At 68.4% G+C, this 26,273-nt stretch carries 24 protein-coding genes; 9 read left to right on the top strand and 15 right to left on the bottom strand.

Features of this window, described 5'->3' with window-relative positions; translation table 11 throughout:
* Positions 1–51 precede the first annotated feature (51 nt).
* The 9 genes from HUA75_RS09545 to HUA75_RS09505 all read right to left on the bottom strand — a co-directional run bounded on the left by HUA75_RS09545 (position 52) and on the right by HUA75_RS09505 (position 11,014).
* Positions 52–1,083 (bottom strand): L-erythro-3,5-diaminohexanoate dehydrogenase, encoded by a 1,032-nt coding sequence (locus tag HUA75_RS09545; protein WP_174486190.1) that lies wholly within the window; start codon positions 1,081–1,083, stop codon positions 52–54.
* A gap of 195 nt (positions 1,084–1,278) precedes the next feature.
* Complete coding sequence (locus HUA75_RS09540) at positions 1,279–2,286, bottom strand: esterase family protein (RefSeq protein ID WP_174486189.1); 1,008 nt, start codon at positions 2,284–2,286, stop codon at positions 1,279–1,281.
* A gap of 24 nt (positions 2,287–2,310) precedes the next feature.
* Positions 2,311–3,441 carry a uracil-DNA glycosylase family protein gene (locus HUA75_RS46575; RefSeq protein WP_174486188.1) on the bottom strand — a complete coding sequence of 377 codons (1,131 nt, stop codon included), beginning with the start codon at positions 3,439–3,441 and terminating at the stop codon, positions 2,311–2,313.
* Between the two features lie 200 nt (positions 3,442–3,641).
* A complete protein-coding gene (coaBC, locus tag HUA75_RS09530; RefSeq protein ID WP_174486187.1) occupies positions 3,642–4,874 on the bottom strand; it encodes a bifunctional phosphopantothenoylcysteine decarboxylase/phosphopantothenate--cysteine ligase CoaBC in 1,233 nt (410 codons plus the stop codon).
* Between the two features lie 63 nt (positions 4,875–4,937).
* A complete protein-coding gene (locus HUA75_RS09525; protein WP_174486494.1) occupies positions 4,938–7,916 on the bottom strand; it encodes a carboxypeptidase regulatory-like domain-containing protein in 2,979 nt (992 codons plus the stop codon).
* A gap of 154 nt (positions 7,917–8,070) precedes the next feature.
* Positions 8,071–8,520: a hypothetical protein gene (locus tag HUA75_RS09520; protein ID WP_141649048.1), complete on the bottom strand. Its 450-nt coding sequence runs from the start codon at positions 8,518–8,520 to the stop codon at positions 8,071–8,073.
* A 104-nt stretch (positions 8,521–8,624) separates the two neighbouring features.
* The gene (locus HUA75_RS09515; RefSeq protein ID WP_141649049.1) at positions 8,625–9,911 is read right to left on the bottom strand and encodes a Stp1/IreP family PP2C-type Ser/Thr phosphatase; all 1,287 of its coding nucleotides are present in this window, start codon (positions 9,909–9,911) and stop codon (positions 8,625–8,627) included.
* 61 nt (positions 9,912–9,972) lie between these two features.
* Positions 9,973–10,485: an FHA domain-containing protein gene (locus HUA75_RS09510; RefSeq protein WP_141649050.1), complete on the bottom strand. Its 513-nt coding sequence runs from the start codon at positions 10,483–10,485 to the stop codon at positions 9,973–9,975.
* 52 nt (positions 10,486–10,537) lie between these two features.
* The gene (locus HUA75_RS09505) at positions 10,538–11,014 is read right to left on the bottom strand and encodes a hypothetical protein (RefSeq protein WP_254624210.1); all 477 of its coding nucleotides are present in this window, start codon (positions 11,012–11,014) and stop codon (positions 10,538–10,540) included.
* Positions 11,015–11,284: 270 nt separating this feature from the next.
* Here HUA75_RS09505 and HUA75_RS09500 point away from each other — a divergent pair, with 270 nt between their 5' ends.
* The 3 genes from HUA75_RS09500 to HUA75_RS09490 all read left to right on the top strand — a co-directional run bounded on the left by HUA75_RS09500 (position 11,285) and on the right by HUA75_RS09490 (position 13,862).
* A complete protein-coding gene (locus tag HUA75_RS09500) occupies positions 11,285–11,491 on the top strand; it encodes a hypothetical protein (protein ID WP_141649336.1) in 207 nt (68 codons plus the stop codon).
* A 123-nt stretch (positions 11,492–11,614) separates the two neighbouring features.
* The gene (locus tag HUA75_RS09495; RefSeq protein ID WP_141649335.1) at positions 11,615–12,259 is read left to right on the top strand and encodes a DUF4349 domain-containing protein; all 645 of its coding nucleotides are present in this window, start codon (positions 11,615–11,617) and stop codon (positions 12,257–12,259) included.
* Between the two features lie 298 nt (positions 12,260–12,557).
* Positions 12,558–13,862 (top strand): acetyl-CoA carboxylase biotin carboxylase subunit family protein, encoded by a 1,305-nt coding sequence (locus HUA75_RS09490; protein WP_174478796.1) that lies wholly within the window; start codon positions 12,558–12,560, stop codon positions 13,860–13,862.
* 187 nt (positions 13,863–14,049) lie between these two features.
* On the opposite strand, the gene HUA75_RS09485 is transcribed toward HUA75_RS09490, so the two are convergent.
* Together HUA75_RS09485 and HUA75_RS09480 are read right to left on the bottom strand one after the other, a co-directional pair.
* Complete coding sequence (locus HUA75_RS09485; RefSeq protein ID WP_174456821.1) at positions 14,050–14,394, bottom strand: hypothetical protein; 345 nt, start codon at positions 14,392–14,394, stop codon at positions 14,050–14,052.
* A gap of 38 nt (positions 14,395–14,432) precedes the next feature.
* A complete protein-coding gene (locus tag HUA75_RS09480) occupies positions 14,433–14,717 on the bottom strand; it encodes a hypothetical protein (RefSeq protein ID WP_174462496.1) in 285 nt (94 codons plus the stop codon).
* Positions 14,718–15,094: 377 nt separating this feature from the next.
* On the opposite strand from HUA75_RS09480, the gene HUA75_RS09475 reads away from it, so the two are divergent.
* Positions 15,095–17,863 (top strand): Ig-like domain-containing protein, encoded by a 2,769-nt coding sequence (locus tag HUA75_RS09475; protein ID WP_174486186.1) that lies wholly within the window; start codon positions 15,095–15,097, stop codon positions 17,861–17,863.
* Positions 17,864–17,919: 56 nt separating this feature from the next.
* Here the strand turns inward: HUA75_RS09475 and HUA75_RS09470 are convergent, their stop codons facing one another.
* Positions 17,920–18,066, bottom strand: a complete 147-nt coding sequence (locus HUA75_RS09470) for a hypothetical protein (protein ID WP_174486185.1) — start codon at positions 18,064–18,066, stop codon at positions 17,920–17,922.
* A gap of 76 nt (positions 18,067–18,142) precedes the next feature.
* Positions 18,143–19,285, bottom strand: a complete 1,143-nt coding sequence (locus HUA75_RS09465; protein WP_141646686.1) for a hypothetical protein — start codon at positions 19,283–19,285, stop codon at positions 18,143–18,145.
* Between the two features lie 272 nt (positions 19,286–19,557).
* Here HUA75_RS09465 and HUA75_RS09460 point away from each other — a divergent pair, with 272 nt between their 5' ends.
* Positions 19,558–20,316: a tetratricopeptide repeat protein gene (locus HUA75_RS09460; RefSeq protein WP_174486184.1), complete on the top strand. Its 759-nt coding sequence runs from the start codon at positions 19,558–19,560 to the stop codon at positions 20,314–20,316.
* A 323-nt stretch (positions 20,317–20,639) separates the two neighbouring features.
* Positions 20,640–21,602, top strand: coding sequence for a hypothetical protein (locus HUA75_RS09455; protein WP_174486183.1), 963 nt, complete (start codon positions 20,640–20,642; stop codon positions 21,600–21,602).
* A 139-nt stretch (positions 21,603–21,741) separates the two neighbouring features.
* On the opposite strand, the gene HUA75_RS09450 is transcribed toward HUA75_RS09455, so the two are convergent.
* A complete protein-coding gene (locus tag HUA75_RS09450; protein WP_174486182.1) occupies positions 21,742–22,671 on the bottom strand; it encodes an FkbM family methyltransferase in 930 nt (309 codons plus the stop codon).
* 193 nt (positions 22,672–22,864) lie between these two features.
* Positions 22,865–23,287 carry a DUF2804 family protein gene (locus HUA75_RS09445; protein ID WP_174486181.1) on the bottom strand — a complete coding sequence of 141 codons (423 nt, stop codon included), beginning with the start codon at positions 23,285–23,287 and terminating at the stop codon, positions 22,865–22,867.
* A gap of 166 nt (positions 23,288–23,453) precedes the next feature.
* Between HUA75_RS09445 and HUA75_RS09440 the strand changes: the two genes are divergently transcribed.
* The 3 genes from HUA75_RS09440 to HUA75_RS09430 all read left to right on the top strand — a co-directional run bounded on the left by HUA75_RS09440 (position 23,454) and on the right by HUA75_RS09430 (position 26,246).
* The gene (locus HUA75_RS09440; protein ID WP_174486180.1) at positions 23,454–23,780 is read left to right on the top strand and encodes a hypothetical protein; all 327 of its coding nucleotides are present in this window, start codon (positions 23,454–23,456) and stop codon (positions 23,778–23,780) included.
* Between the two features lie 358 nt (positions 23,781–24,138).
* Positions 24,139–25,737, top strand: a complete 1,599-nt coding sequence (locus HUA75_RS09435; protein ID WP_254627476.1) for a DNA-3-methyladenine glycosylase 2 family protein — start codon at positions 24,139–24,141, stop codon at positions 25,735–25,737.
* Entirely contained in the window at positions 25,737–26,246 is a 510-nt protein-coding gene (locus HUA75_RS09430; protein WP_174456831.1) for a methylated-DNA--[protein]-cysteine S-methyltransferase, read from the top strand. The genes HUA75_RS09435 and HUA75_RS09430 overlap by 1 nt, the downstream gene beginning before the upstream one ends.
* Positions 26,247–26,273: the final 27 nt, after the last annotated feature.

The raw sequence follows: 26,273 nt of genomic DNA, 5'->3' as shown, positions 1-26,273 counted from the left end.
GACGCGCGGGGAGCAAGCCTCTCTGGACGGGCTTACGCCCCGCTGCCTCGCTCAGACGTAGCGCGTGGCGAAGAGCTGGAGCAGCGCCGGCTCCGTGCGCAGCAGCGCCAACGTCAGCGAGGCATGACCGGGCACGTAGCCGTTGCCCACCAGCATGGTGACGTCCTTGCCCACGCCCTCGGCGCCGAGCGCCGCCGTGGTGAAGCTGGTGGCCATGGAGAAGAAGATGGCGGTGCCGCCATCCTTCACCGAGAGGATGGTGGCCATCTCCGTGTTGCCCACGCTGGCGCAGTTCACCACCAGGTCACAGAGCTGCCCATCCGTGGCCTGGCTCACCGCCTCCATCACGTCCACGCCCTGGGTGGCATCCACCTTCAGCGCCACGTCACACAGGCCGATGGACGACAGCATGTCGAGCGCCGCCTGGGACACGTCCAGCGCGATGAGCTTGCCCCGGCTCTCCAGGTTGCGCCGCGCCTGCGCCAGACACAGCGCCCCGCTCTTGCCCGCGCCCAGCACCGCCACCGTCATGCCCGGCCGCACGTAGCGCGCAACCAGCGCGGGCGCACCGCACACGTCCAGCGCCGCCAGCGCCAGCGTGTCCGGGATGTCCGACGGGAGCTTCGCGTAGATGCCGCTGGCGAAGAGCACCGCGTGTCCTCGGATGTCCAGCCGGTCGATGTCCACCTGGACGGCCTTCACCTCTTCAATCACCAGCGGAGTCAGCGTCAGGCTCACCAGCGTGGCGATGCGGTCTCCAATCTGGAGCTGCCCCTTCGCCGGGTGCTTGGCGCCAATCTCCTTCACGCGGCCAATCAACATGCCGCCCGAGCCCGTGACGGGGTTCTGCATCTTCCCCCGCTCCCGGACGATCTCCTGGATGCGCTCGCCGATGCGCGCGGGGGCGCCGCCCACCTCGCCCTTGATCTGCTTGAAGGAGGCCGCGTCGATGTTGAGGCTCTCCACGTCGATGAGCACCTCCGAGTCGCGGCACGGCAGCGAGGGGTCCAGCTTCCGCGCACGCTGCGGCAGCACACCCTTCTCACCGACGACGCGAGACAGCCCGTAGAGGTCGTTGCTCATGTTCCCATCTCCCTGAAGGTCTTCCCGCACCTGCCACCGAGCCACCGTGGCGCGCGGGCGCTCTGCCTCTACCCGCTCCCCTGGGGCAATGGCCAGCGCAACGTCACGCTTCCGAGGGATGACGTCACGCGGCAATCAGTCCCGGGGCCCCACGTCCCATGGGGCCCGTCCAGGACCGACGCCGCGCCCGGTCCGCTACTCCCGCGCGAGCTTCGGCAGGAGGACCGACAGCGACCGCTCGAAGCGATAGCTCACGCCGGAGTGGCCGTCCTCGAACTCCTCGTGCACCAGCTCCACGCCGGCGTTCTTGAGGTCGTCCGCCAGCATCCGCGTGCCCCAGCGCATGTTGAACTCGTCTCGGGTGCCGCAGTCCAGGAAGACGGTCTTCATCTTCCGGTAGGCGTCCAGGAACTTGGGCACGAAGCGCACCGGGTCATGCACCAGCCACCGGTTCCACACGTCGATCTTCAACCGGCCCGTCTGCGCATCGAAGGGCAGCTCCAGGTTGAGCGGCTCCCCCTTCTTCGGCGAGTACGCCGCCGCCATCGCCAGCGTGTTCACCACCGGAAAGTCATCGCCGCGCATCTTCGTCTCGCGCACGCGCTGGCGGAACTCGCCCTGCCAGGCCTCGATGCCTCCGGCCTTGAGGAGCACGCCCGCCGCCTTCGGCAGGTCCGGCAGGTAGCAGTACTCGAAATACGAGTCCGCCGAGTGCGCGCCCAGGTGCGAGAAAATCTCGGGGTGGTAGCGCCCCATCACCAGCGCGCCATACCCGCCCGAGCTGTGTCCCAGCACGGCTCGCGACGCCGCCTTGGGCAACGTGCGGAAGGTGCGGTCCACGAAGCCGACGATGTCCTTGGCCAGGTAGTCCCGGTAACGGCCGATGGCGTCGCTGTTGATCCACTGGCTGCCGCCCAGGGACGTCCAGCCATCCGGGAACACGCCCACCACCGGCGGCACCGCGCCAGACTCGATGAGCGCGTCCAGCCGCTCGGGCACGCTGGGCGCGAAGCCCGAGGCATTCGTCCAGCTTCCGCCGCCGCTGCCGAACGCGTGCAGGAAGTACACGGCCGGATAGCGTCGGTCTCCCTCGCCATACCCTGGCGGCAGGTACACGGTGAGCCGCCGCCGAGACGGGTCGCCCAACGGATTGGACTCCAACGCGGGCGACTGCACCTCGCGCGTTTCCAACAATCCCCTCATCTGAGTCTCCCCCCCGAGGCCCCGCTATGCGCGCGAGCCCGGGTTCTTGCCGAAGATCTTCATCACGGCTTGCAGGTCCTCCCACGCCTTGCGCTTCTCCGCTGGATTGCGGAGCAGGTACGCGGGGTGGAAGGTGGGCATGAGCTGAATGCCCTCATAAACGCGCCAGGCACCACGCATTCGGGTGATGGGCGTCGAATCGCGCAGCAACGTCTGCGCCGCGAACTTGCCCAGGGCCACGACGACCTTGGGCTGGATGGCCGCGAGCTGCGCCCGGAGGAACGGCTCACACGCGGCGATCTCGTCCGGCTCCGGATTGCGGTTGCCTGGAGGCCGGCACTTCACCACGTTGCAGATGTAGATGTCGTCGCGACGGAAGCCCATCGCCTCGATCATCTTCGTCAGGAGATCTCCCGCGGCGCCCACGAAGGGAACGCCCTGCAGGTCCTCGTTCTCGCCCGGCCCCTCGCCGACGAACACCAGCTCCGCGCGAGGGTTGCCCGTACCGAACACGATGTTCTTGCGGCCCGAGCACAGCTTGCAGCGCTGGCAGTCCCCCAGCTCGCGACGCACCTGGTCCAACGTCGGCCGCTCACCGTCGACACTCCCCGGCAACGCGGTGGTTCCGCCTGGAGACGACCGGGGAACGTCAAGCAGCATTCCGGCGCTCGCGGGAGCGGAGGGACGAGACAGCGGCGCGCGTGCCGCCACGGGCGCCTCCGCACGAGGAGGCGGGGGCGCATCGACGAGCGGACGCGACACGGGCGCCGCGCGGCTCGAATCCGGGGGGCTCGCCGGAGGGCCGGGTCGACGCTCGGCCATGGGGGGCGCGCTGGGAGGCGTCGCACCGGGCGGCACCTGCGCGGGGCCGGGTCGGCGCTCGGCCATCGGGGGAGCGACGGGGGGCGTCGCACCGGGCGAGCCCTGCACGGGGCCAGGTCGGCGCTCGGGCGCGGCAGCCGTGGGCTCGGCCGCACCACCGGGCCGAGCAAATCGCGAACGCATGGAGGGGGCGAGGCGCTGAAGCTCGGCCGCCGCCTTCGCGTCGATCATCAGCAACCGGCCAGCACCGTCCTCCTGCCAGAGCAGGTGACGGCGCACGTCCTCGAGCACGGCGCTCAGTTCCTGCGAGGCATCGGGCGAGTCGTCGTTCACGGTGGTGGATCGGTATCGGACGACGGGACCGAGCGCAAGGAAGCGGTCATCCTTCGCGACCGTACGCCTCTCGCCACGGCGGGCCCACCGGCACCCACCGGGTCAAGTCCTCGTTGGGCCCACACATCGCGTCACAGACCTGTCGCTCGGACGTCCTGGAGCGGCATTCAGCCCTGTCCGCCGATTCCGGGGCCCGCCGCTCAGCCGTTCGCCGGGCGTTGCTCCACCAGCAGCAGTTCGAGGATTCCCCGGGCCACCGCGTCCTTGGTGCCCTGGAGCTCTCGTGGCGAGCCGGCGCGCGTCAACACCGTCACCCGGTTGGTGTCGGTGCCGAAGCCCGCGCCGGGCGCCGTCACGTCGTTGGCGACAATCGCGTCCAGCCCCTTGCGCTCCAGCTTCTCGCGTGCGTGCTCCAGCACCCGCTCTGTCTCCGCGGCGAAGCCCACCAGCACCGGACGACGCGCCTGCCCCGCCACCTTCCGCGAGGCCTCCGCCAGCACATCCGGCGTGCGCACCAGCTTCAACGTCTCCGGCCCGGAGGCGGCGCCCTTCTTCACCTTCTGCGCGGCCCGTGTCTCCGGGCGCCAGTCACTCACCGCCGCCGTGGCGATGAATACGTCCGCCTCTCCAACCCTCCCCAGGACCTCGCGCGCCATGTCCTCAGCGGACACGACGTCGACGACTTCCAGCCCCGCGCGGTCCACCGCGCCCACGGGCCCCAACACCACCGTCACCGAGGCACCCAGCGCACGCGCCGCATGCGCCAGCGCCAGTCCCATCTTCCCCGTGGAGGGGTTGGAGATGAACCGCACCGGGTCCAGGAACTCGCGCGTGGGGCCCGCCGTCAGCAACACCCGCTTGCCCGCGAGCGGCCCTGGGGCGAAGCGCGCGGCCACTCCCGCGACGATGGCCGGCACGTCCGCCAGCCTCCCCTCACCCACGTCGCCACAGGCCAGCAGGCCCGCGCCAGGACCGACGAAGGAGAAGCGCGCGTGTGCCAGGAGCGCCGCCACGTTCTCCTGCGTCATCGCGTTGTCCCACATGGCCACGTTCATCGCCGGGGCCAGCACCACCGGCCCTCGAAAGGCCAGCAGCGACGTCGTCACCGCGTCGTTGGCCATGCCCGCGCGCACTCGCGCCAGCAGGTCCGCCGTCGCGGGAGCCACCACGAAGGCCTCCGCCCAGCGCGCCAGGTCCAGGTGCCCGAAGTTCCCCTCCTGCGAGGGGTCGAAGTAGTCGGTGAGCACCGGATGCCCGCTGAGCGCCTGGAAGGTGAGCGGGGTGACGAACTGGCGAGCGGACTCCGTCATGGCCACCCGCACCTCGGCGCCCGCCCGACCCAGCTCGCGCACCAGCTCGCAAGCCTTGTACGCGGCGATGCCACCGGCCACGCCCACCACGATGCGACGGCCCTTCAGTGCCGATACGTCCATGCGGCTTCCTAATGCGCCCGCCCGTCGGCTCGCAACCGAAGCAGTGCCCAAGCCACCGACGCGTCAACGCCCCAGCGTCAATTCGCCCCGCGAGGGCACATCCACCACGCGCACTTCCGGGCCACCGGGGGTCTCCACATGGAACGCGCCCCACACCACCGTGTAGCGGCCGGGAGGCAGGCCCGACACGATGACCTGCTCAGTGCGCGGCTGATAGACGAGGTGCGCCCACCGCGAGCGCATCAACTCCTGTGCGGGCGGGTTGCTCGACACCGGGACTTCTCCGGCCACGACCCAGAGCGCCTTGCCCCGCTCGGGCTTGAGCTGCACCGTGAGCGAAGCGCTCCCGGGCGAGGGGCCCAGGTCCAGGTGCATCTCCGCGCCGCCCACCTGGACCACCAGCGCGGGCTCCCCCGAGTACTCGAGTCCCGAGCCCAGCATGAACCGGTAGCTGCCCGGCGCCACGTCCACGGAGTAGCCCCCGTCAGGACCGGTGACGATGGTAAGCGGCTCGCCTCGGTCGCCATTCACCGCCTCGACTTCGATGCCCGCCGCCGGCTGTCCTCCCGGACGGAACACGCGACCACTCAGGCGCGTGGCCTGCTTCAGCGTCAGCTCCAGCGCCGCGCGATTCCCGCGCTCCACCGCCTGCGTTCCGCTCAGCCGGCCCTTGCGCGCGGAGACGGTGTAGCGCGCGACATAAGGGGGGCTCGCCAGCGTGAAGCGGCCGTCCGGTCCCGAGAGCACCGACTCGTCGCACACCTCACAGGAAACCACCGCGTCGGCCACCGGCCCTCCGCTCGCGTCCCTCACCAGGCCACTGATGCTCGGCAGCTTCTCCAGCACCAGGTCGCCCAGTTCGGGTGACACCGGGCGGTCCACCATGAGCGGCTCGTAACCGGAGGCATCCACCGCGACGATGACACGGTCACCCGCGGTGGGCAGCGCCAGTTCGAAGCGGCCATCCGGGCTGTCCACCTGATGCTCGTCCATCCGGAAGCGGCGCACCGGAGCGCCGTCATCGCCAACGACGCGCCCCCGGAAGACATCGCGCTTCTTGAGCACCACCTTCACCGGCGGCCCGCCCGCCTTGCCTTCCGCGCGCTCCGTCTGGTCATAGCCGGAGTGCTTCACCTCCAGGCGGTAGCCCCGGTCCGGGCGCAGCGAGCGGAACTCGAAGTGGCCCCGCGCGTCGCTGATGACAGGCTCCGCGCCCCGCGGCACCACCGACAGCGAGGCACCCGCCACGGGCGTGCCTTGCGTGTCCACCACGTCGCCCGTCAGGGGCGCACCGGGCTTCAGCTCCGCCTCCAGTTTGAGCGTCTGACCCTCCACCACCGTCACCTGCCGCCGCTCGGACGGCTGGTAGTCCGGATGCGAGGCCACCATCGAGTAGGACCCTTCCGGAAGCCCGCGCATGGGCACGACGCCATCGGGGCCGGAGGGACGGTCACTCCGGAAGATGCCCTCCTGATCCACCCACACCACCACGTCCGCGCCCTCCACGCGGCGACCGCCGGATGACACCGTCACCTCCAGCGCGGCATGGGGCTCCAGCGGAAGCTCCACACCGGAAGCCGGCGCCGTCACCTTCACCTGACCACCGCCCCACTCCGAGTGGTGCGCGTGCAGTTCATACAGGCCCGGCGTAGGCACCTGCGCCGCGAAGCGCCCTTCCCCATCCGCCAGCACCGACTCGCCCGTGGGCTGCACCAGCACCGACACGCGGGGCGCGGGACGTCCATACTCGTCCATCACCCGTCCGGTGATGAGCGTGGCGCGCTCCAGCTCCAGCTCCAGGGTCGTCTCGCCCTTGCCCACGCGAGCGGGGAGCTGGACGTCGCGGAAGCCTTCCGCCTTGCCCTCCAGCAGGTACTCGCCCACGGCCAGTGGCCCCAGCTCCACCAATGCGCCCGTGGCCGCGCGCTCACGCCGGACGAGTTCGCCCCGCGAGGTGCGCAGCATCAGCTCCGGAGTGGGGACGGGCTGTCCGGCCTCGTCGACCACCGTGACGAGCAGCTTGCCCGCCTCCTCCAACTCCAGCGTCACCTGCGTCACGCGCGCGTCGAGCGTCAGCGTGCGCGGGGCCGAGCCCAGACCCGGGGCCTCCGCCGTCACCACCAGTTCGTCCGGATACAGGCCGGTGAAACGCACCACCTCGCCTTCGGTGCGCAGCTCACGCGACAGATGGTCGGCACGCAGGCGCACCGTCGCGGCCGCGGGCTGGCCCTGTCGCATGACGCGAACCTCGAGCGTGCGCGCGGGAGTCAGCTGCAACCGCACCGGCTGCGGCCCCGCCTCGACGTGAGCCTCCACGGCGGGCAGGTAGCCCTCCGCCATCGCCAACACGTAGAAAGGCCCTTCGCCCAGGCCATCCAGCGAGAAGGCACCTTCCGCGCCGGACTCCGCCTCGAAGGGCAGCGGCACGCGACGGGACACGGCGTGTACGCGAGCCCCCTTGAGCGGCTGCCCCGCTTCGTCCACCACCTGGCCTCGAATGGAGCGCAAGGGCGGGAGGTACAGCTCCACCGGGTCTCCCGGGGCCGCCCTGTCCCTCAGCGCCACCCCCAACCCCGAGGCGCGCGCCCACACGGAGAAGGACACACCGACGAGGTGCTCGAAACGGAAGCGCCCTTGCTCGTCCGTGCGCACCGTCGCGCGTGGACTGAGAAAGCCTCGCTGCTGCTCGAAGAAGGCGAGCGTGTGCAACGCGGACTCGCGGGCCGGGCAGGACAGGAGCGCCTGGTCGCACTCGTCGCAGCGCACGTCCGCCAGCGTCCGCTCGGCGCTGGCCGCGAGGAACACCTCCGCCCCCGACACGGGCTTGCCCGACGCATCCAGCACGCGGCCGGTGAGCGCCAGGCCCTCCTGGCCTCCCGAGGAGACCTCCACCGCGGAGAACTCGGGCAGCGACTTCGGCGTGGAATCCAGGGACGCGGCGGACGCAGGGCTCCGAGGCCCATTCTCGGAATGGGACCAGAGCCAGGCTGCCCCGGCCACCACCAGGGCGGAAATCACCCCTATGAGAATCCAGTTGCGCATGCGCACGTCACTCGGACCTTAGCCCGCGGCCGGGCCCGGAACGGGTGATTCCCTCCGGAAATTCCGGACCCCGTCCTCTCCCGGACGCTCCCCCCATGACGCGTTCCCACCCGGTGGCCTGCGTTGCCACCGGGGAAACACCGTCATGCGTTGGTCACTGCTTCGTGTCGTCCTCGAGTGCGTCCAGTCGCTTCTCCACCCGCTCGAAGCGCGCGTTCGTCGTATCCGCCAACGAGCCGAGCAGCCGAGCCATGCGGCCCGCGTGCGTCTCCATCCGCTGGAGTCCACCGGACAGGCCTCGAAGCTCACCCGCCACCGTCTCCATGTGCGTCATCATGACGTCCATGTTCGCGCGCAGGGAGTCCGTGCTCGCGCTCAGGGAGTCCACGTTCGCGCGAAGCGATTCGATGTTCGCCTGCATCGCGCCCATGTTGGCCTGCATCACGCCCATGTCCTCGCGCATCACCCCCATGCTCTTCAGCACGAAGCCCATGCTCGAGGCCATGACTCGCGTATGCGTCCGCGTGGTCTGCATCTCCTCTCGGAGCTCCGCGACCTCGCCCATCAACCGCACCATGACATCCCGCCCCACCGCCCTCGCCATCCGACCTCCCACCATGGTTTGGCGGGAAGCTACATGGCGGGTCTGACGCGGACCGGACGAGACAACGGAACCACGACGGGTGCGCTGGCTCATGGTCGGTCTCCTCACTCTTCAGCGAAGGGCTGGATGGCCTGCGCCACGGCGAGCTCCTGTCGGGCCTCGCTCAACTCCGAGTTGGTCGCGCGCAGCCGGTCACTCAGCACCTGCACGAAGCTCCAGAGCATCTTCACCGCGAGGATGGACTCGCGCTTCATCAGCCCCATCAGGTCCGGACGGGAGATGACCATGGTGCGCGTGGGCTCCGTCGCGCGCACCGTCGCCGAACGCGGCGCGTTGTCGATGAGGCCCATCTCTCCGAAGTGGCCGCCAGAGCGCAGCTCGGCGATCTCCACGCCGTTCTTCTCGATGGCCACCCGGCCCCGGATGACGACGAAGAGCTCCTCGCCCGGCTGCCCCTCCACCACGATCTCCCGGCCCGCGGGATACGTGCGCGTGGTGGCGATGGACAACACCGCCGTCTGCTCCTTGTACGTGAGGTGACGGAAGAGCGGAATCTTGCGCAGCGCCTCCATGCGCGACTGCGCTTCGCTCGTCTCCTCGTTGGCCATGGCGGCGCTGTCGCCGGCCACCTTCACCACCACCGCGGTGATGTTGTCCTTGCCACCGCGCTCGTTCGCGATGTCGATGAGCCGCTTGGGCAGGTCCGCCGGCTGAAGCCCCGACACCAGCGGCAGCATCTCCTCATCCTCGACGTAGCCGTGCAGGCCGTCCGAGCAGAGGACGAACATGTCGCCGGGCACCAGGTCCACGATGAGCGTGTCGACCTGGACGGACTCCTGGATGCCCACCGCACGCGTAATCACGTTGCGGTACTGCGACGTCGCCGCCTGCTCCTTGGTGATGGTGCCCGCCTTGAGCTGGGCGGCGACGAGCGTGTGGTCCTCGGTGAGCCGGTGACACTGCCCGTGCCGCACCAGATAGACGCGGCTGTCGCCCACGTGGCCGATGACGGCCTTGTTGCCACCCACCGCCAGGCACACGAAGGTCGTCCCCATGCCCCGCTTGGTCGAGTCCGTCATCGCCGTGCGGTAGATGTCCGCGCACGCCCGCTGGACGGCCACTTCCACCAACGCCGCCGCCGCCGAACGACTGTCCGCCGTGGGGTTGTTGCCCAGGTCCTTCAGCAGATGCCGGTTCGCGGTGATGTGCTGCTTGACCACCTCGGTGGCCCGATTGCTCGCCACCTCTCCCGCCGCGTGCCCGCCCATGCCGTCGGCGACCACGTACAGGCCGAGCGGCACGTCCACCAACATCGCGTCTTCGTTGTGCTGCCGCTTGCGGCCGACGTCGGTCAGTCCGAAGGCTTCTGTGGTCAAGGCCACCGCGAACACTCCCGTGTGTGACTGTAGGCGACTCCGCACGTTATGCAGGCCGCTTGAGACGTGGCAAGGCTCAGGGAGCCATCCGAACCGCGAGCATCCTGACAAAGCCGCTTGCCGTGTAGAACGCCAGCTCCACCTGTCCGAAGCGCAACCGGACGCCATCCTCCAAAAGGACGGGCTTGCGAGGGGTGAGCCGAACCCCGCTCAGCCACGAGCCATTCTTGGAGCCCGCATCGGTCAGCAGGAAACCCGCCTGGGCTTCATCACGGGCCAACCAGGCGTGGAATCGCGACACACTGCCGTCATCCAGCACCACGTCGTTGTTCCCTGTGCGGCCCACGGTGACGCCCCGGCCGAACGCGTTCGTCCGGCACTTCACCACCGGAAACACCACCGGCTCGTGGGCCCCCAGCGTCGGCGGCCCCGCGTTGGTCACCGTCTTCAACCGGTACTCCTCCTGGTCCGCCAGGCTCTCCACCACCGCCGGAGGCGAAAAGACGAGCAGCCCGGGCGGCAGGTGCCGCTCGAGGTCGCCCCGGTTGCGCAGGTACCGCGAAACATGGGCGCTCAGCAGCTCGGGCATACAGGGGGCGCGGGAGGGGGGAGATTCCCGCGAAACCCAGTCTACGCGGACTTCACCGCCAATCCACGAACAACCCGAGCAGCGGGCCACCCACGAAGCTCCGGCCCAGGTAGCGCCTCTTCAGGCCGAAGGGTTCCCCGTAGCCCACGGCGAGTCCCAGCGCGAACGTGTCGAACTGGTAGCCCGCCTGGAGGCGGCCTTCGATGATGCCCACGGTGTTCTTGTCCGCGGGGGCGCCGCCGTCGAAGTGGGCGCCGTAGAAGACGGGTCCGCCCGTCACCTGGAAGCCCCAGTGAAGGCCGTGGGGCAGGTGGTTGCGGTAGCCGACCCCCACCTGCGCGGTGTGCTCGTAGTACGAGCCCAGCAGCGTCTCCGGCTTGCCTGCTTCCGGGGTCGGCATCGACGCGCCCCACCCCACCCCACCCTCAAGCAGGAAGACGAAGGCGTCCTTGCGGTCCTGGAAGAAGGCCCACTCCCACTGCACCTTCAGGCGCGTGGTGAGGAGCTCCTCGCGCAGAGAGGCGCCCACGAGGACACCTCGGGGCAACCAGGCGGGTGTGGGCGAGGTGTGCACGCGGCGCGGACGTGACTGGGCTTGGGCGGTGGAAACCAGACCCAGCGTAAAAACCAGCAAAACGAAGAGCTTGCGGTCCATAGGAACCATCTTCCCGCCACGGAGCGGAGCGCTTGTCAACGAAGTGTTGGGTTGGCTATGACGCGTTCGTTACCTGCGGATGGATACGGAGCCGGGCCTTGCCTGGAGCCGCCCACCGTGGGGCACCAAGGAGCGGGACACCGCATGCCAGTCGTGACAGTCCGGGCCAGCAGCAGCAAGCAGGGCTCGGTGAAGTTCGACACCCTGGTCCGCAAGGCCACGGAGAAAGCCTCCGACCTGCTGGGCCAGAGTGATCGAGTGCTCGTCGTCTACGAGAAGGGGTGCGCGAGCATCTACTACGAGGGTGACGGCGTGCAGCCGCTCCCCGCCCCCGCCTCCCGCGTTTCCTGAAGTCGTGGTTCCCTCCGTCGGTGCCCTCCAGGAGGGGGCGCTGACGCGTGAGGATGGAACGCGAATAATCGCAGGTGTGTCCTGGAGGAAGTCCGCGACTGTCCTCTCTCTCCAAGGAACCCCGTGCGCCCGCTCCTCCTCGTCCCACTCTTCGCACTCGTCGCGTGCTCCTCTTCTCGTGTCCACGAGCGCGCGGACGTCATGGACGGCCTGGCGACGGGCGGCGCCCCGGGAGCGGCCGAGCAGAACCGGTCCATCATCCACCGCGCCACGGTGCAGTTGGAGCGCGACGAGCCGGAGCAAGGGCCCGCGCAAGCCATCGCGTTGGCGAAGTCCCATGGGGGCTATGCCCAGCAGGCGATGACCCAGGCCGTCGTGGTGCGCATCCCCGCCGAGCGATTCGAAGGTTTCCTGGCCGCTGTGCCCGCCCTGGGCACGGTGGCGAACAAGAGCGTCTCGGCCGACGACGTGACGGACACGCACCGTGACCTCAAGGTGCGCCTGGACAACGTGACGCGGATTCGCGAGCGCTACCTGGAGCTGCTCCAGCGCGCTGTCACCGTCGAGGACACGCTCAAGGTGGAGAAGGAGCTGGAGCGAATCACGCTCGAATACGAGACCCTCAAGTCGCGCCTGGAGGGGCTGGAGGGCAGCATCGCGCTATCCACCGTGTACCTGGACTTCCAGCGACCGGTGCGGCCCGGGCCCGTGGGCTGGGTGTTCTATGGCCTGGGCAAGGGCCTCAAGTGGCTGTTCGTCTGGGACTGACGCGCTGACGAGCGGGGTGCGCTCCACGAGGAGGTGCTGTGGGCGACACATGCACCTGCCCTCTTCGACGAGAGCAAGGCCCTCCAGGTCACGCTCTCGCAACGGCGCGGCATGGGCATCGTCCAGGGGCGGACGCTCGGTCCACGGACGCTCGGCGCTGGGATGACCCGGGAGGGAAAGAAGGATCTGCTGAAGGCCGACCTCGCGAGTGAACCGCGCCCGGATGCCATCAGGGCGAGCCCGGCTTCGATTGGGCCGGCGGTGCTGGCAACCCTCTCGGGGCGATGAGGCACTTCGCATGGCCTTGATGACGACGACTTCCTCGGGCGCCTTCGTCCAGCTCGGCGCCACCCGCGATGGACTGGAGCCCTATCTCGACGCGGCTCGCAGGCGCGGACTGCAGACCATCCTCGTGGAGACGCCCGCCTATCTGAGCTGGCGGCAACAACTGGGTCGCCGCCCCTTCGACCTGGAACTTCCGGTGGAGCACCCCTCGCAGCCCGCGGAGGTCCAGCACTTCCTCGAGTCGCTCGGTGTCCCCGTGACGCTGCTGCTCGCGGGCTTCGAGCGGTACGTGGAATGCGCCTTCGCGCTCGCGCCCGTCATGGAGCACGGGCCTCGCCAGCGGTGGCCTCATGGGGCCTTCAATCCCCTCGACAAGTGGGGACAGCGCGAGGCCCTGGCCCACGCATGTCCCCGCGTGCTCCAGCCGCGCCACGTCAGCTTCGAGCTGGGCTCACCGGGCGCGTCGGCCATGCTCACCCGGGTGGGCTTTCCCCTGGTGGTGAAGCCCTCGAACGGGAGTGGCGGCCTGGGCGTCTTCCTCGTCGAGGATGCGCGGCAACGCGACCAGGCCCTGGCGGCGCTGGGAGAGCTGTCCAACTACGACGGCGGGCGCTTCGAGCGGGTGTTGCTCGAGGAGTTCATCGAGGGACGCGAGCACTCCATCCAGGGGCTCGCGCATGAGGGGCGGGCGCTGCTCCTCACCACCTGCGAGAAGCTCGTCACGCGCGAGCCAGCGCCAGGCACACCCGAGCTGCGTGGCTTTCGCGAGGCGGGCCACATCGCCACGCATGGAGACCGCGCGGAGCCCGCCCTGCGCGCACTGGCCCAGGCGTGTCTGGATGCCACGGGCTACCGCGAGGGCCCCTTCCATGTGGACCTCCTCCGCAATCAGGGAGGCGCCTTCTTCGTCGAGATGGGCTTCCGCCTCTCCGGAGGGGGACTCTCGGGGCTGGTCGATAGAGCCACCGGAATGAAGTGGGCGGAGCTCGTCTTCGAGACGCACCTGGGAGAGAGAGTCCCCACGCTCCCACCCTTCCGCGAAGGACCTGGCGCCTACGTGGGGCAGGTGACGTGCGCCTCCGAGGACGAGCTTCGTGCCGGGGAGACCTTGCGCGCGAAGGGTGTGACGGTGGAGGTGCAGCGCTTCGCCGCGACTCCGCCGGGGGTCGAGACCGTCGCGAGTCCCCGCAGGGAGGCGCTCGCCGCCGACAAGCTGCGCGACTCGGGTTTCGCGGGGCGCCTCGTGGTCAGCGGCACCACGCTCGAGGAGGTTCGCCACTCCCTGCAGTCCTGCATCTCCGCCCGGCTGGGAGTCTGAACAGGCGCCAGCGCTTCGCTCCACGCGAGTGGGCCCAGCTGTCCAGCAAAGCCAACCACCACCCCAAAGACACGCACCACGAGATGACACACAAGGTCGGCGACTCCGCACACCCCCCGAAATGAAGAAGGCCCCAGACTCGAAAGGGAGCCCGGGGCCTCCGAGACATCGCGGACGTCAATCGCGACTACGGATGCGGGTTGCTGCTCCAGCAGGTGGCGTAGGCATCACGCCCGCAGAAGTTGTTCGCGTAGGCATTGCACTGCCCATACGCCACGCTCTGCGTGGCCCACATCCACTCGCTGGAGCTGCGGCAGCGCCACGAACACGTGCGCCCGCCGTCCGCCCAGCCAGCACAGTTCGCGGTCCAGGACGCGCTGACTTCACCCGGAACACGGTCTCTCGACAACACGGCCGTCGAGGGGTCCGGCAGAGCGGCTTCCTCGGCCATCTCCTCGGGAGCTCCGCCGCACGCGGAGAGGCACGCCATGGACACCAACGCCATCATCAGGGGATTCATCAGGTTCTTCATGGGAGGGGTTCCTGGGGTGAAGAGGGGTGGGGCCCGACTCAGGGAATGCTCCAGCAGACGCTGTAGGGCTCCCTGCCGCAGTCACGCCGCGCCACGTTCTCGCACTGGCCCCACGCGACGTCGTTGTAGCCATACCAGTGACGCCAGTCGTTGGCCGTGCACTTGAACGTGCAGTGCCGCGCGCCGCGATCATAACCCTCGCAAACACCCTGCTCCGCCTCGCCCACAGGAACCTCGGTGTCGGCCACTTCCTCCGGCGCGCCACCGCACGCCGCCAACAGGCCTCCGAACGCCAGACTGATAATCAGGGTCTTCATCTTCACGGGTGATTGTCCTTGGGGTGTGTGCCGGCGAGATGACCGACCCCGAGAACATAACCTGATTAAGCCGCCTTGTTCAAACAACGAGACTTAACGGGCTTACTGGCCTGGGCGGGATTCGGCCAGACAAGCCAACGCACGCTCGACTCGAAGGATGAAACAGTGAGCTGCTCCCCTCCTGGGGTCCAGGAGCCCCCACATCGTTCTTGACCGCCGGTGCCACATACAGCCAGGCCTCTTCAAGCAGCCAGCAACCCGGCAGGTGGGGGCAGAGGATACCCCACGCAGTCCCATCCGAGGTGCCTCCCCGCCGCGAACGACAGGTTTGCAGGAGAGCCACCTCCTGATCTATAGCCCCGCTCAACCAAGAGGGGGATTCAATGTCTGTGTTTCTTTGTGTCGGGCGTGCCGCGTCCCTGGTGACGACAGTGCTTGCCCTGGGAGTGTTCGCGGCCTGCGGTGGAGACGAGAGGGCCTTGCCTCCGGCGGCGAGTGCCGACGTCAAGGTCATGCTCGGCCAGGCACTGTCGGCCGACGACGTGGCGCGCATCCGAGTGGAGGTCCATGGCCCGGGCATCCCCACCGCCTTGGGGATGGACCTCGTCCGCGATGGGAACACGTGGAACGGTACGCTCCACGACATCCCCGCGGGGGCTGACCGCTTCTTCACGGCGAACGCGTACGACGCGGCGTCCACCCTCCTCTACGCGGGCCATGTGAGTCCCATGGCCATCCATGCCGGCCGAGTGGCCGCGGTCTTCATGGTGTTGCAGCAAGCCAATCCCCACCCGCCCTTCGAGAACGAGGCCCCCATCATCGACTCGCTCGCGGTGTCCTCCAATGAAGTGGAGCCGGGGGCATCCCTCACCCTCTCGGCGGTCGCGCACGACAACAACCCGGGTGACACGCTGACCTATACGTGGAGCGCGCCCGGGGGCACGTTCAGCCCCCCGTCCGCCGCGTCCACCACGTGGACCGCACCCGCCACCGAGGGCGTGCAGCGCATCCAGCTCGAGGTGCGGGACTCCAAGAACGCCACGGCCACCGTCACCGTCGACCTCACCGTGCGGAACGTAGGCCCGACAGGCCGCGCCGCGGTGACAGTGCGCCTCAACACCTGGCCAGAGGTGAGCGCGATGATGGGGGCGCCCTCCGTGCTCGCCGTGGGTCGACCGACGCAGTTGGCGGCCTCGGCCTCCGACCCGGATGGAGACACCCTGTACTTCTACTGGACCTCCACGTGTGAGGGCACCTTCGACTTCGTCAACGCCCCTACCCCGACGTTCACCCTGAGCGCCGCCCCTGTCGAGGGCCGGTGCGGCTTCAGCGTCTTCGCCTCGGACCTCTCTGGCGGCATTCACGACGGCACCCTCACCCTCCAGGTGGGCCCCGGCCCCCAGGTGGACATACAGCGGGTCCCCGTCGTGGACGGCGTCTCCCAGTCCTTCCAGCGTGCGGGCCTCGGCCAGCTCGTGACGTTCGAACTCACCGCGCATGACCCGGAAGGAACGGCGCTGAGCGTCTCCTGGGTGGCCTCGCAAGGCACCCTCGTGGCGACTCGCGGAAGCGGGGGTTCGGCCTCCGCGGACTGGACCGCCCCGGCCTGCTTCGACGCCCCCGCCGAGGTGACCGCCATCATCACCGACGCGAGCGGCGCCGCCACGGAGGTGACGTTCACCGTCCGGCCAGGGTCCAACACCCCTCCTTGCGACGAGACGACGGTCCTCGGTCACAGCTCCACGTTCTATTTCCAGGAGGACGGCTCCACCGTCACGCGTCCCACCGACCTGAGCACGAACTTCATCGTCGCCTGGGTGCCCACGGCGGAGGGGACCTATACGTCGCACTACGGCCTCGGACTGCGGGATGGAACCTTCGTCATCCAGGGTGTGGAGAACACGCCCTACCTGCTGCAAATCGGCACGGCCTACTACTGGACGCACAGCCGTACGCCGGACTTCAGCCAGGCGCTCGCGGGCCGCGCCGACCTGGAGCCGGAGCCCGAGGGCACGCGCTTCAACTTGAACCTGAGCGGGCTCAACCCATGGGCCTCCGGGGACGAGCTCCAGATCAGCACGTTCGGAGCGGGCCTCACCTACCTCAGCCTGCGGGATTGTGCCTCACCGGCCCTGGGACCCGTGGTGGGCTCGACGGTCCTCTCCGGCGGCACCGGGTACAACACGTCCCTCGAATACTGCGGCAACCGGGTCGGTCGTATCGACCTGGAGCGCGGGGACACGGTGCACGTCGGCCAGTTGGTGTCGCGCGCTCCAGTCGCCGGGGGACTGAACGTGCTCCGGGAGGTGCGCCGGGGCTTCGAGGTCTCCAGCGGGAGCCCGGGAGGCGTCGTCTCCGGGGGCGGCGCGGTCAGCCTGACGGGGATGCTCTTGCCCCAGGCCACCTCGTCGCGGACGGTGCGGATCAACGCCTCCGAGTTCGAGGCCCTGGCGCTCGCCGCCCATCCCCGCGTCACGCTGCGCAACACCCAGGACCTGACTGTCGGAGCGCTGCCGGGCTTCATGCGCTTCGGCAGCTACGCCAGTTGGTTCGACCTGGCTTTCGGCACCAACCTCGTTCCAGGCCAGCCGCTTGTCACCCAGGAGCTGGAGTTCGCGGACCCCTTCCCGGCATCGTGGACCCGGTTCGCCGCAAACATCGCGGCGGGCTCCATGACCTACTCGGTGCCCCGGGAGGGGGGTGGCAACACCGTGCCGGCGTCGGTCCGGTTCACCGTCTATACGCATGCGCCGTTCCAGGAAGGCGAGCCCCTGCGGCTCAGCCCCACGGTGGGCCCGCCGCGCGACCTTCGCATCAATGGCCTGGCCGCCACGGAGGATGGGCTCCAGGGCGTGGGCGAGACGCCCCTGGTGACCTGGAGTGCACCGGTCCTGGGCACGCCCACCTCGTACACCGTGCGCTTGTATGGGCTCTACGCGACGAGCACGAATCAGACGGGCCGCATCCAGCGAGCATTCTTCCGCACGACCGAGACGCAGCTCCGTCTTCCGCCGGAGCTCCTCTACCCCGGGGGCCACTACTTCCTCCAGGTGACCTCCGACGTGCGGACCGGAGGGGCTGTGAGCAGTCCCCGCTTCGACGCGCCGTGGAGCGCCACCGCCCCCGCGTTCACGGGCCGCTTCCAGCGCTGAGTCACTTTTGAACGCACCGTGTCCCACGCATCAGGGTGGGGCACGGTGCGTCCTCTTCAAGTGCTCGTCGAAGTGCCTTCTTCGTCGTCGGGCCTGTCGAGGGCGGCGATGAGCTTCTTCGCGATGCGGTCGAAGTCGAGGAGGTCGCGCGTGGCGAGCGGTGCGGACACCCGCTGCACGAGCTTCGCGTTGGCCGCGTTCACCCGCTTTCACGGCGGGCTGACGTAGGGACGTTTTCGTGGAGGCGGCGGCCATCGAAGCCGCCGCCCCCGAGGGGCATCAGGCCGTGTGGAAGGCCCTGGCGAAGAGGTTCTCGAGGCGCGACTTCTCGGGCTGAATCGTGCTCGCGGGCGAGGCCACGCTCGTGGCGGTGCCCAGGGCGGGGCGCAGGCCCGACGCGATGCCCGGCTTGATGTGGTGACGCAGGTCCACCGCCACGTCGGACTTCAGGTGGGTTCCCACACCCGCGGCGGCATTGACGTCCGCGGCCGTCTTGAAGAAGCCGTTCTCCAGCCCCACCTTGCCGCCCGCCTGGGCCGCCGCTCCCGCCACCACGCCGCCCGTGACGGAGCCATGCAGCCGGCCCAGGTGCCCGCCCGCCGTGCCGTACGCACCCGCCGTGGCGGACGCACCCACCTGGCCCGAGAGCATCGCCGTGGCCGTCCTCGGGTCCAGGCTGGCCACGCCCTCGGCATAGGCGTTGGCGGAGGCCCTGGCGTCGCCCTTCACGTACCCACCCACGTGCCGGTTGAAGTCGTGGCTCGCGCTCGCGCCCACGCCCACGCCCGTCTCCGCCTTCGCCGTCAGCGCCCCCGTGTACGCGTGCGAGTTCCTGTCCAGCGAATACCCGGCCTGGGCCTGGCCCTTGAAGCTGGTGGCATCGGCGGTGAGCTGGCCGCTCGTCACGCCATACCGGCCCGCGTGCGTCTTCTGCAGCTCGTAGGCGGCGCCAGGCCCATTCACCTCGGCCTGGGCCGACTGGTAGCGCACGCCGTTGCCGCTGTAGTTCGACGTGGAGGCCTGCATCGAGCCCACGTTGCCGCTCAGCTTGCCGCCGCCGTAGGTGTCCTTCTCGAAGGGCCGGCCCGGCCTGTCGACGAGCATGTTCTGCATTGCGCCCGGGGGCGGCGTGAGCTTGTTGTCACCGCCGCTCACCATGATGTCCGAGGCCTGGCCCGTGGTCTTCTCCCAGGGGCTGTAGGACGGCCCCCCCTCGGGCATGCCCGGGTGCTTCACCGGCTTGGACTCCGGAGCGGTCGGCGTGCTCGCGGCGGGCTTCGTCTGCGAGGGCTTCAGGGTCTGCGAAGAGGGCGCCGAGGCGGGGAGCGTGTTGGCGCGCGCGGGCGGCTTGGGCTTGGACGTCGAGGAGGAAGGGAAGGTCGAGGAACGGGAGGGGGACGAACCAAGGCGGCGAGTACGCATGGGATGCTCCTCAAACAGCGCGGTGAGTGGTTCAGTGCGGCGATGTCCTGTCTGATTGCACCCGACATGCCACGCTCAAGTCGCACGACGTGGGCAACGCGCCTCCCTGATTTCAACAGGTTGGAGGGAGGGACTCGGCAGGCCAGGGGCGAGCCCTGATGTCCACGGTCATCAGGGCCCTGACAGCAGTCATCCCCCCGCGAGCAGAGCGGCTGCGGTGAGTCATGGCCATCGGCAGGCTCGACACCCGCGCGGACTAGGATTCACCCTCCATGCGCTTTCGAAGGCCCGCTCTCGCCCTCTCCTCCACCGCGACGCTGCTCTTCGCTGCCTGCGCGCATGACCCGCCGGTCATCGAGTGCGGGCTCCTGGGCAACCACCTCGACCTGTGTGCGGAGGAACTGGCCAGGGGGAACCTGGACAAGGCGGAGGCTCACTGCGACATGGGCCTGGAGTTCAGTCCCCAGCACCCCGAGCTGCGCGCCAACAGGGGCGTCATCGCGTTGATGCGGAATGACACCGCGACGGCGAAGCGGCACCTCCGCCTGGCGATCAAGCTCAACCCAGACCACCCACAGGCGCATTTGAACCTGGGGTTCACCTACTTCAAGGAAGGGGACCCCGAGTCAGCGCGGAAGCGCTTCAGCCAGGCACTGAGCTTGAAGCCAGACCTGCTCGACGCGCGGCATGGACTGGGGCTCGCGCTCATGAAACTCGGCCGGCGGGAGGAGGCCCGGAAGGAGCTCACCACGGTGCGGGACGCCGCCCCTGACAACGCCAACTTCCACCGCACCCTCGGGATGTTGGACTACCAGGAGCAGAACCTGGAAGGCGCGCGCCAGAACCTCGACAAGGCGGCTCAGCTCGCGCCCGAGGATCCTCTCGCCTGGCAGGCGCTGGGCTCGGTGTTGATGGAGCAGCGGCGATTCAGTGAGGCGGAAGCGGCGTTCCACCGCTGCTTGAGATTGCAGGAGGCACCCGCCGAATGCCAGACCGGGCTGGAGCAGGCCCGGCGTGCGGCGGAGCCATGAGGAGGATACGGGCGGGTTGAGGCCGTCACACCGCGGACCGGCATCAACGCGCTCCTATCCCGGGTTTCGTATTCCACGGCTTGACACACGATGTATCCGAGGCGCCGGCCTTCGATGACTGGCCATACCGAGTCTTCAGATCCAGCTCTGCCATAGAGGTCATCCGCGGGCGCGAGAACACCGCGTGGCCCTGTCACACAAGGTGCGCGATAGTAGTCCCCAAACCGCCTTACGTTTTGCATCTTGAGCGACTGAAAGGCGACCGCTCTCTCCAGATTGAAGCACCGCGCTACATGCAATCGACTTGTTCGATGGTACACTTTGTGTTGCTGGCCCTCACGGCCAGTCAACCACAGACCGAGCCCAACCTCACACTCAGCGACCTCACCATGCTCACCATCCGAGTGCATCTCATTCTTCTCGCAGTCCTCTCCCTCATCGTCCCCTCGGTTGCGATGGCCGCAAATGCCGTCGCGGGCACGACGTATCATGGACAAATCATCACTGCCCCACCGGGAACGAGCGTCAGCGATTGGAACATCCTGGTCGTTCCCAGGAACATGGGTTTCACGGAGATCGGCTCCGAGGGCGACAATGCCCTCCTGCGCTTCGAGGTATCGGCTTCTCCTCTCAACAACGTTGAGTGGTCGGTCTGGGCCCGTTTCAAGTATCGTAACAGCAGTGGGAGTGGCACCTGGTATTCCGGCGCCGTCGACTATCTGCTGGTCCGCAAGGCGTTGAGCGCCGCCGGTACGCTCACGCATGGTGAGAACCTTGCCGTGCCATCGGGCACGTCGGTGGCGGACTGGAACATCATCGTCAGTCCCGCGTCGGCCGGCTTCGAAGAGCCCGGCTCCGAGTTCGACAATTCCCTGCTGCGGTTCTCGACGTCCTACACCATCGTCGACAACTTCACCTGGCAGCTCCAAGCCCCCTACAAGTTCCGCCATTCCAACCAGGGCCTGTCGTTCGTAGGCGCAGGCCAGGTGAGCTACCTGCTGGTCTCGCGCGACGCGAGCTTCACTGGCTCCGCCACGCATGGCCAGACCTTCGCCACGCAGGGAAACACCGCCGTGAGCGACTGGTCGGTGCTCGTGCTCCCCACAAGCGTGGGCTTCGAGGAAGTGGGCAGCGAGGGCGATAATGCCCTTCTGCTGTTCGATAGCACCGTTCAGGCCTCGGGCACCTACCAGTGGCAGGCGTTCGGCGCATTCAAGTACCGGTTTCAGAACGGCGAAGGCAGTTGGAATGGAGCAACTCTCAGCTACATCGCCGTCCGCAACTGATTCAATGGGTGGGTTGGCCCTCTCTCCAGGGCCAACCCAGCATCCCCCGGGACTCATTGGTTGACTCGACCGCTCCCTGTACCAGCACCTCCGACACCGGCCTTGGGGCGACGCGAAGCCGCGTCCCAACGGCGACGGTTCACCCCACGCGTCGCGGAGCCCGCGAAGCACCGGCGACCGAGTCCCTCAGGAAGATGAGGTCGACGATACCTCCGGCCAGGACCTGCCCGGGTTCGGCCGGTGCCATGTCGCGAGGGCCCTCCCAGTAAGGCTCCACCGAGTGGTTGTCGAGCGTGTACAGCGCGAACCCGGCGTTCATGAACCGCGCCAGGAAGCGCGCGGGATCCCGTCCCTGCAGGTGGAAGAGCTTGGGGTCGAACTCCACCACAAACGCCACTTCGGGATGACAGCGCTCCAGCAGTTCGTCCAGCCCACTCTCCAGACACCCCTCGGCCCCCTCGACATCCACCTTGATGACACGGGCCCTGGCAGCCTCTTCGCGCGTGAGCAGGTCCACCAGCCGGCGCCCGGGCACTTCGCTCTCGGGTGCGCGTCCTCTGCGCTCATCCCTCCACGTCATCGCCGTGCCGGAATTGCCCGCATCGGGAGGGTAGATCTTCACCGTGCAGTCCTCATCCGCCAGGGCCATGTTCACAGCGCGGACGTTGGCGGCGGGGTTCAGGGACAAGTTCCTTTGCAGCAACTCGAAGTTTCGCGGCGAGGCCTCGATGGCCACCACCCCGCCCGTGGCACCGACGCACGCGGCCCCCAACAGCGTGAAGTAGCCCGCGTTCGCACCGACATCCACGAAGACATCTCCCGCGACCAACCGTGACTGCAACCACGCCGTCAGGCTCGGCTCCCATACGCCCACGGCATAGACAGCGCCATGCACCAGGTCCGCGGTGTTCCCCGCAAACCGAAAGCCCCAGGAGGTGCGCACCACGAAGTCCCGCGGACCATGGATGCGGCGCAGCCCCTTGAGCGCCGTGAGCACGGCGAGCTTCGCCGGCCAGCCTCGTGTGTTCTGGCGCACGTAGCGAACCACCGGCACCACGGCGGATGCCATGCGAGACAGCAAACTCCGCCCAGTTGGAATCCAGCTCATGACATCCCCCTCGTGAGCGGGGGCAGTCGTTTGCCCACGCCATTCATTGCACAATGCCCGACTCTCAGAATGTGCTGCGCGGTAGCGACACCCAGCCCTCTGTGGGCGTCCCATCCTTCCTCGCCATGGCCTGGGGCGCCAGCGCGCTCATCGCCTACAGGGTGGACCGGTGGGGGCCGCGCGTGGACTGACTCTTGGTGACACCAGGCACATTGGAGAGCTGGAGCGCCTTTCCACCCACGGTCACCGTGCCCTCGAAGAGCCCCATGGGCTGCTCGAACTTGCTGCGGACGAGCGCCTCCTCGCGATCCTCGGCATGGACGTAGACAGGCTGGAAACGCAGGTCCACCGAGCCATCCACTGTCGTCACCTTCCATGGCCGCATCAACTCCATGTGGCGATATTCGAAGCGCACATCAGCCAGCGGGTACATCCTGGAGACGGCCCACCTCCCCTGCAGACTGGGCAGGTCCACCTCGGCCAGATCCCCCTGGTACGTGCCGAATCGGGGCTCCCCCTCCGGTGTGGCCACCGACGAGGGAACCAGCGGCAGAAGCGCGTCACTCTCAGGCGTCATCCCTCATCATTGGACGCCACCCGCTGGTGGATGTCACGTGCCCGTAAAGGACGGGCCAGGAGTTCTAACGGCCCGCCGCACCGCCCTCGCCAGCCATTGCCCCGGCATGAGAGGGGCGCTCGACGGCAAGCGGGGCTATGGTCGCCTCCCTCGTGCGGAGGTGCCCTTGAAGAAGTTCATGATTGCCCTCGCAGCCCTGCTCGGCGTCGCCGGACTCGTGATGGCGGTGCCTGCCATCCTCCAGTGGAGGGAGGACTGGCAGAACGACGACCGCGGACTTGAGCCGGGCGGACTCCTCGGATTCGGAATCCCAGCGAAGCCACTCCCCGGCCAGGACACGCCCCCGTGCACCGGAGGGTCCATGGGCATTAACGGCGGGTGCTGGGAGAAGGTGGAGTTGTGGCTCAGGGACTGCGGCTCTGTCGGCTACGTCCACGAGGGCGGGTGCTACGTGCCCGCGAAGACGGCCCAGACGCGCGTTCCGCCAGGGTAGAGCTTCGCCGCAGCCGCCCGCACGTCCGACGGACGCCCCGGTGTTCGGGAGCGACCAGAAGGGCTGCGCAGTCGAGCGCTGCTGGGGCCCCTCATTCCCTCCTCTACAAGCCGAACGTGAATCCAGCACCGACGCCCGCCGTCCCCTCGCGGGCGTTGGCCTCGGTGAAGGCGAACAGGCCCAGGCTGGCGAGGGGCATGCGCCCTCCCCCTCAACAGGGCCCCCTTCCCTCTGATGCGCGCGCTGAAGTGATCGGTTGAGCGGCGTCGGCTGAACAAAGTTGCTGAACGAAACGGACATTCATGACGATGTCCGAATCCGGCGAGTCCGCCTCCCGGCGCGGTGCTAGCCTGCACTCATGTCGACGCTTGCCAACGCCACCGCGCTCCCTGACGCGCACACCTGTGAGCAGGCGCGCATCACCCGCGACCCGCGCTTCGACGGGCTCTTTTTTACCGCGGTCACCAGCACCAAGATCTATTGCCGCCCCGTCTGTCCGGCGCCGATGGCCAAGCGCTTCACGTATTACGCCAGCGCAGCCGCCGCGGAAGCCGGCGGCTACCGGCCTTGCCTGCGATGTCGCCCGGAACTGTCACCCGGCGACGGCGCATGGCGTCGTGGCGATGCGCTGCTGGCGCGCGCTTTGAAACTGATCGAACAAGGCGTTCTCGACGAACAGCCACTGTCGGCGCTCGCCGAACGCGTCGACATCGGCGAACGCCAGCTGCGTCGGCTGTTCGTCGAACGCCTCGGCGTGTCGCCAACGGGGGTGCATGGCACGCGACGCCTGTTGTTCGCCAAACAGCTGCTGACGGAAACGGCGATGCCGATCACCGAAGTCGCGCTTGCGGCCGGTTTCGGCAGCCTGCGCCGCTTCAACGCCGCCTTCCTCGAAGCCTATCGGATGGCTCCGCGCGACCTGCGCAAGCAACGAGTCGAAGTTCCCGGTGAGACCGTGACGCTGCGCCTGGGTTACCGCCCACCCTACGACTTCGTCGCGATGCTCGATTTCCTGCGCGGGCGCGCGCTGCCCGGTGTCGAGGTGGTGGATGCCACGAGTTACTCGCGAGTTTTCGGCTCGCTCGATGCGCCGGGCTGGCTGCGTGTTTCGCAATGGCCCGCATCGCATCGCCTGGCGGACGACAATGCGCTGAAGCTCGAACTGCACGGCGCGCGCCCTTCGCAGATGCTGGAGATCGTCCATCGGCTGCGACGCATGTTCGATCTCGACGCGGATCCGCGGGCCATCATCGAAGCGCTCGGCGCCGATGCGCGGCTGCGTCCGTTGCTGAAAGAGCGCGCGGGACTGCGCGTTCCCAGCGGCTGGGACGGCTTCGAGATCGCGGTGCGCGCGATCATCGGCCAACAGATCAGCGTTGCCGGCGCACGCACGCTGGCGACGCGACTTTCGCATCACTTCGGTCAGCCACTGCCCGCACCCCTCGCGCCTGGACTCGACCACCTCTTCCCCACGCCCGATGCGCTGGCCGACGCCGACCTGGGTGCGATCGGCCTGACACGCGCGCGTGCGCAGACCGTACGGACCATGGCGCGCGCACTTCTGGAGGGCCACGTCGACTTCAAGCCGGAGCGCACGCTGGACGATTTCACGGAGCGCTGGGTCGCGTTGCCCGGCATCGGCCCGTGGACCGCGCATTACATCGCGCTGCGCGCATTGGGCCATCCCGATGCATTCCCCGCCGACGACCTGGTGCTGCAGCGCGCGGTACCCAACGATGGTTCGCGCATGACCGCGAAGGCGCTGACCGCGCGGGCGGAAGCCTGGCGTCCCTGGCGCGCCTATGGTGTGATTCATCTGTGGAAGGATTCGATGGGGCCCGCGAAGGCCACCTCCATCGCGAACGCGTCCTCCACGAACACCACGGTCAAGCCCCCGCGGTTCAAGCGCACGCCGCCCAAGAGCGCACCCGTCAAGAAGGCGAAGGTGACCGCGTAATGCAAAGCAACGTGTTCTATCGCCACATCGAAAGCCCGGTCGGGGCGTTGCTGATTGCCGGCAATGACGAGGGCCTGCGGCTGATCGAGTTCCATGCACCGCGCCACCCGATGCGTCGTAGCGAGGATTGGCACGAAGGCGACCACGCGGTACTGCGGGACACTCAGAAGCAACTGGGCGAATACTTCGCGGGCAAACGCCGCAGCTTCGAACTGCCTCTGGCGCCGCAGGGGACGCAGTTCCAGCGCCAGGTGTGGTGGGAACTCGCCAACATTCCATTTGGCGGCACGATCAGTTACGCCGAACTCGCGCTGCGCGTGGACAGACCCACGGCGACACGCGCAGTGGGCGCGGCGAATGGGCGCAATCCGATTCCCATCGTGTTGCCTTGTCATCGAGTGATCGGCGCAAACGGCAGCCTCACCGGTTTCGGCGGCGGCTTGCCGACCAAGCAGTTCCTGCTGCAGTTGGAAGGAGCGATGCCGCGCCAGGTGGATCTGTTCGCGTGATGGGGCAGAACAAGCTCCTCGCGACAA

Source organism: Myxococcus sp. CA040A (assembly GCF_013336725.1).
Lineage (GTDB): Bacteria > Myxococcota > Myxococcia > Myxococcales > Myxococcaceae > Myxococcus > Myxococcus llanfairpwllgwyngyllgogerychwyrndrobwllllantysiliogogogochensis.
The sequence above is the reverse complement of the archived record's forward strand: the minus strand, read 5'-3'. Positions and strand labels throughout refer to the sequence as shown.

What these genes read in the sequence shown, in the direction of transcription:
- HUA75_RS09545 (WP_174486190.1), bottom strand. Translation starts at nt 1,083, where the DNA reads ATGAGCAACGACCTCTACGGGCTGTCTCGCGTCGTCGGTGAGAAGGGT.
- HUA75_RS09540 (WP_174486189.1), bottom strand. Translation starts at nt 2,286, where the DNA reads ATGAGGGGATTGTTGGAAACGCGCGAGGTGCAGTCGCCCGCGTTGGAG.
- coaBC (WP_174486187.1), bottom strand. Translation starts at nt 4,874, where the DNA reads ATGGACGTATCGGCACTGAAGGGCCGTCGCATCGTGGTGGGCGTGGCC.
- HUA75_RS09525 (WP_174486494.1), bottom strand. Translation starts at nt 7,916, where the DNA reads ATGCGCAACTGGATTCTCATAGGGGTGATTTCCGCCCTGGTGGTGGCC.
- HUA75_RS09520 (WP_141649048.1), bottom strand. Translation starts at nt 8,520, where the DNA reads ATGGCGAGGGCGGTGGGGCGGGATGTCATGGTGCGGTTGATGGGCGAG.
- HUA75_RS09510 (WP_141649050.1), bottom strand. Translation starts at nt 10,485, where the DNA reads ATGCCCGAGCTGCTGAGCGCCCATGTTTCGCGGTACCTGCGCAACCGG.
- HUA75_RS09500 (WP_141649336.1), top strand. Translation starts at nt 11,285, where the DNA reads ATGCCAGTCGTGACAGTCCGGGCCAGCAGCAGCAAGCAGGGCTCGGTG.
- HUA75_RS09490 (WP_174478796.1), top strand. Translation starts at nt 12,558, where the DNA reads ATGGCCTTGATGACGACGACTTCCTCGGGCGCCTTCGTCCAGCTCGGC.
- HUA75_RS09485 (WP_174456821.1), bottom strand. Translation starts at nt 14,394, where the DNA reads ATGAAGAACCTGATGAATCCCCTGATGATGGCGTTGGTGTCCATGGCG.
- HUA75_RS09475 (WP_174486186.1), top strand. Translation starts at nt 15,095, where the DNA reads ATGTCTGTGTTTCTTTGTGTCGGGCGTGCCGCGTCCCTGGTGACGACA.
- HUA75_RS09465 (WP_141646686.1), bottom strand. Translation starts at nt 19,285, where the DNA reads ATGCGTACTCGCCGCCTTGGTTCGTCCCCCTCCCGTTCCTCGACCTTC.
- HUA75_RS09460 (WP_174486184.1), top strand. Translation starts at nt 19,558, where the DNA reads ATGCGCTTTCGAAGGCCCGCTCTCGCCCTCTCCTCCACCGCGACGCTG.
- HUA75_RS09450 (WP_174486182.1), bottom strand. Translation starts at nt 22,671, where the DNA reads ATGGCATCCGCCGTGGTGCCGGTGGTTCGCTACGTGCGCCAGAACACA.
- HUA75_RS09445 (WP_174486181.1), bottom strand. Translation starts at nt 23,287, where the DNA reads ATGACGCCTGAGAGTGACGCGCTTCTGCCGCTGGTTCCCTCGTCGGTG.
- HUA75_RS09435 (WP_254627476.1), top strand. Translation starts at nt 24,139, where the DNA reads ATGTCGACGCTTGCCAACGCCACCGCGCTCCCTGACGCGCACACCTGT.
- HUA75_RS09430 (WP_174456831.1), top strand. Translation starts at nt 25,737, where the DNA reads ATGCAAAGCAACGTGTTCTATCGCCACATCGAAAGCCCGGTCGGGGCG.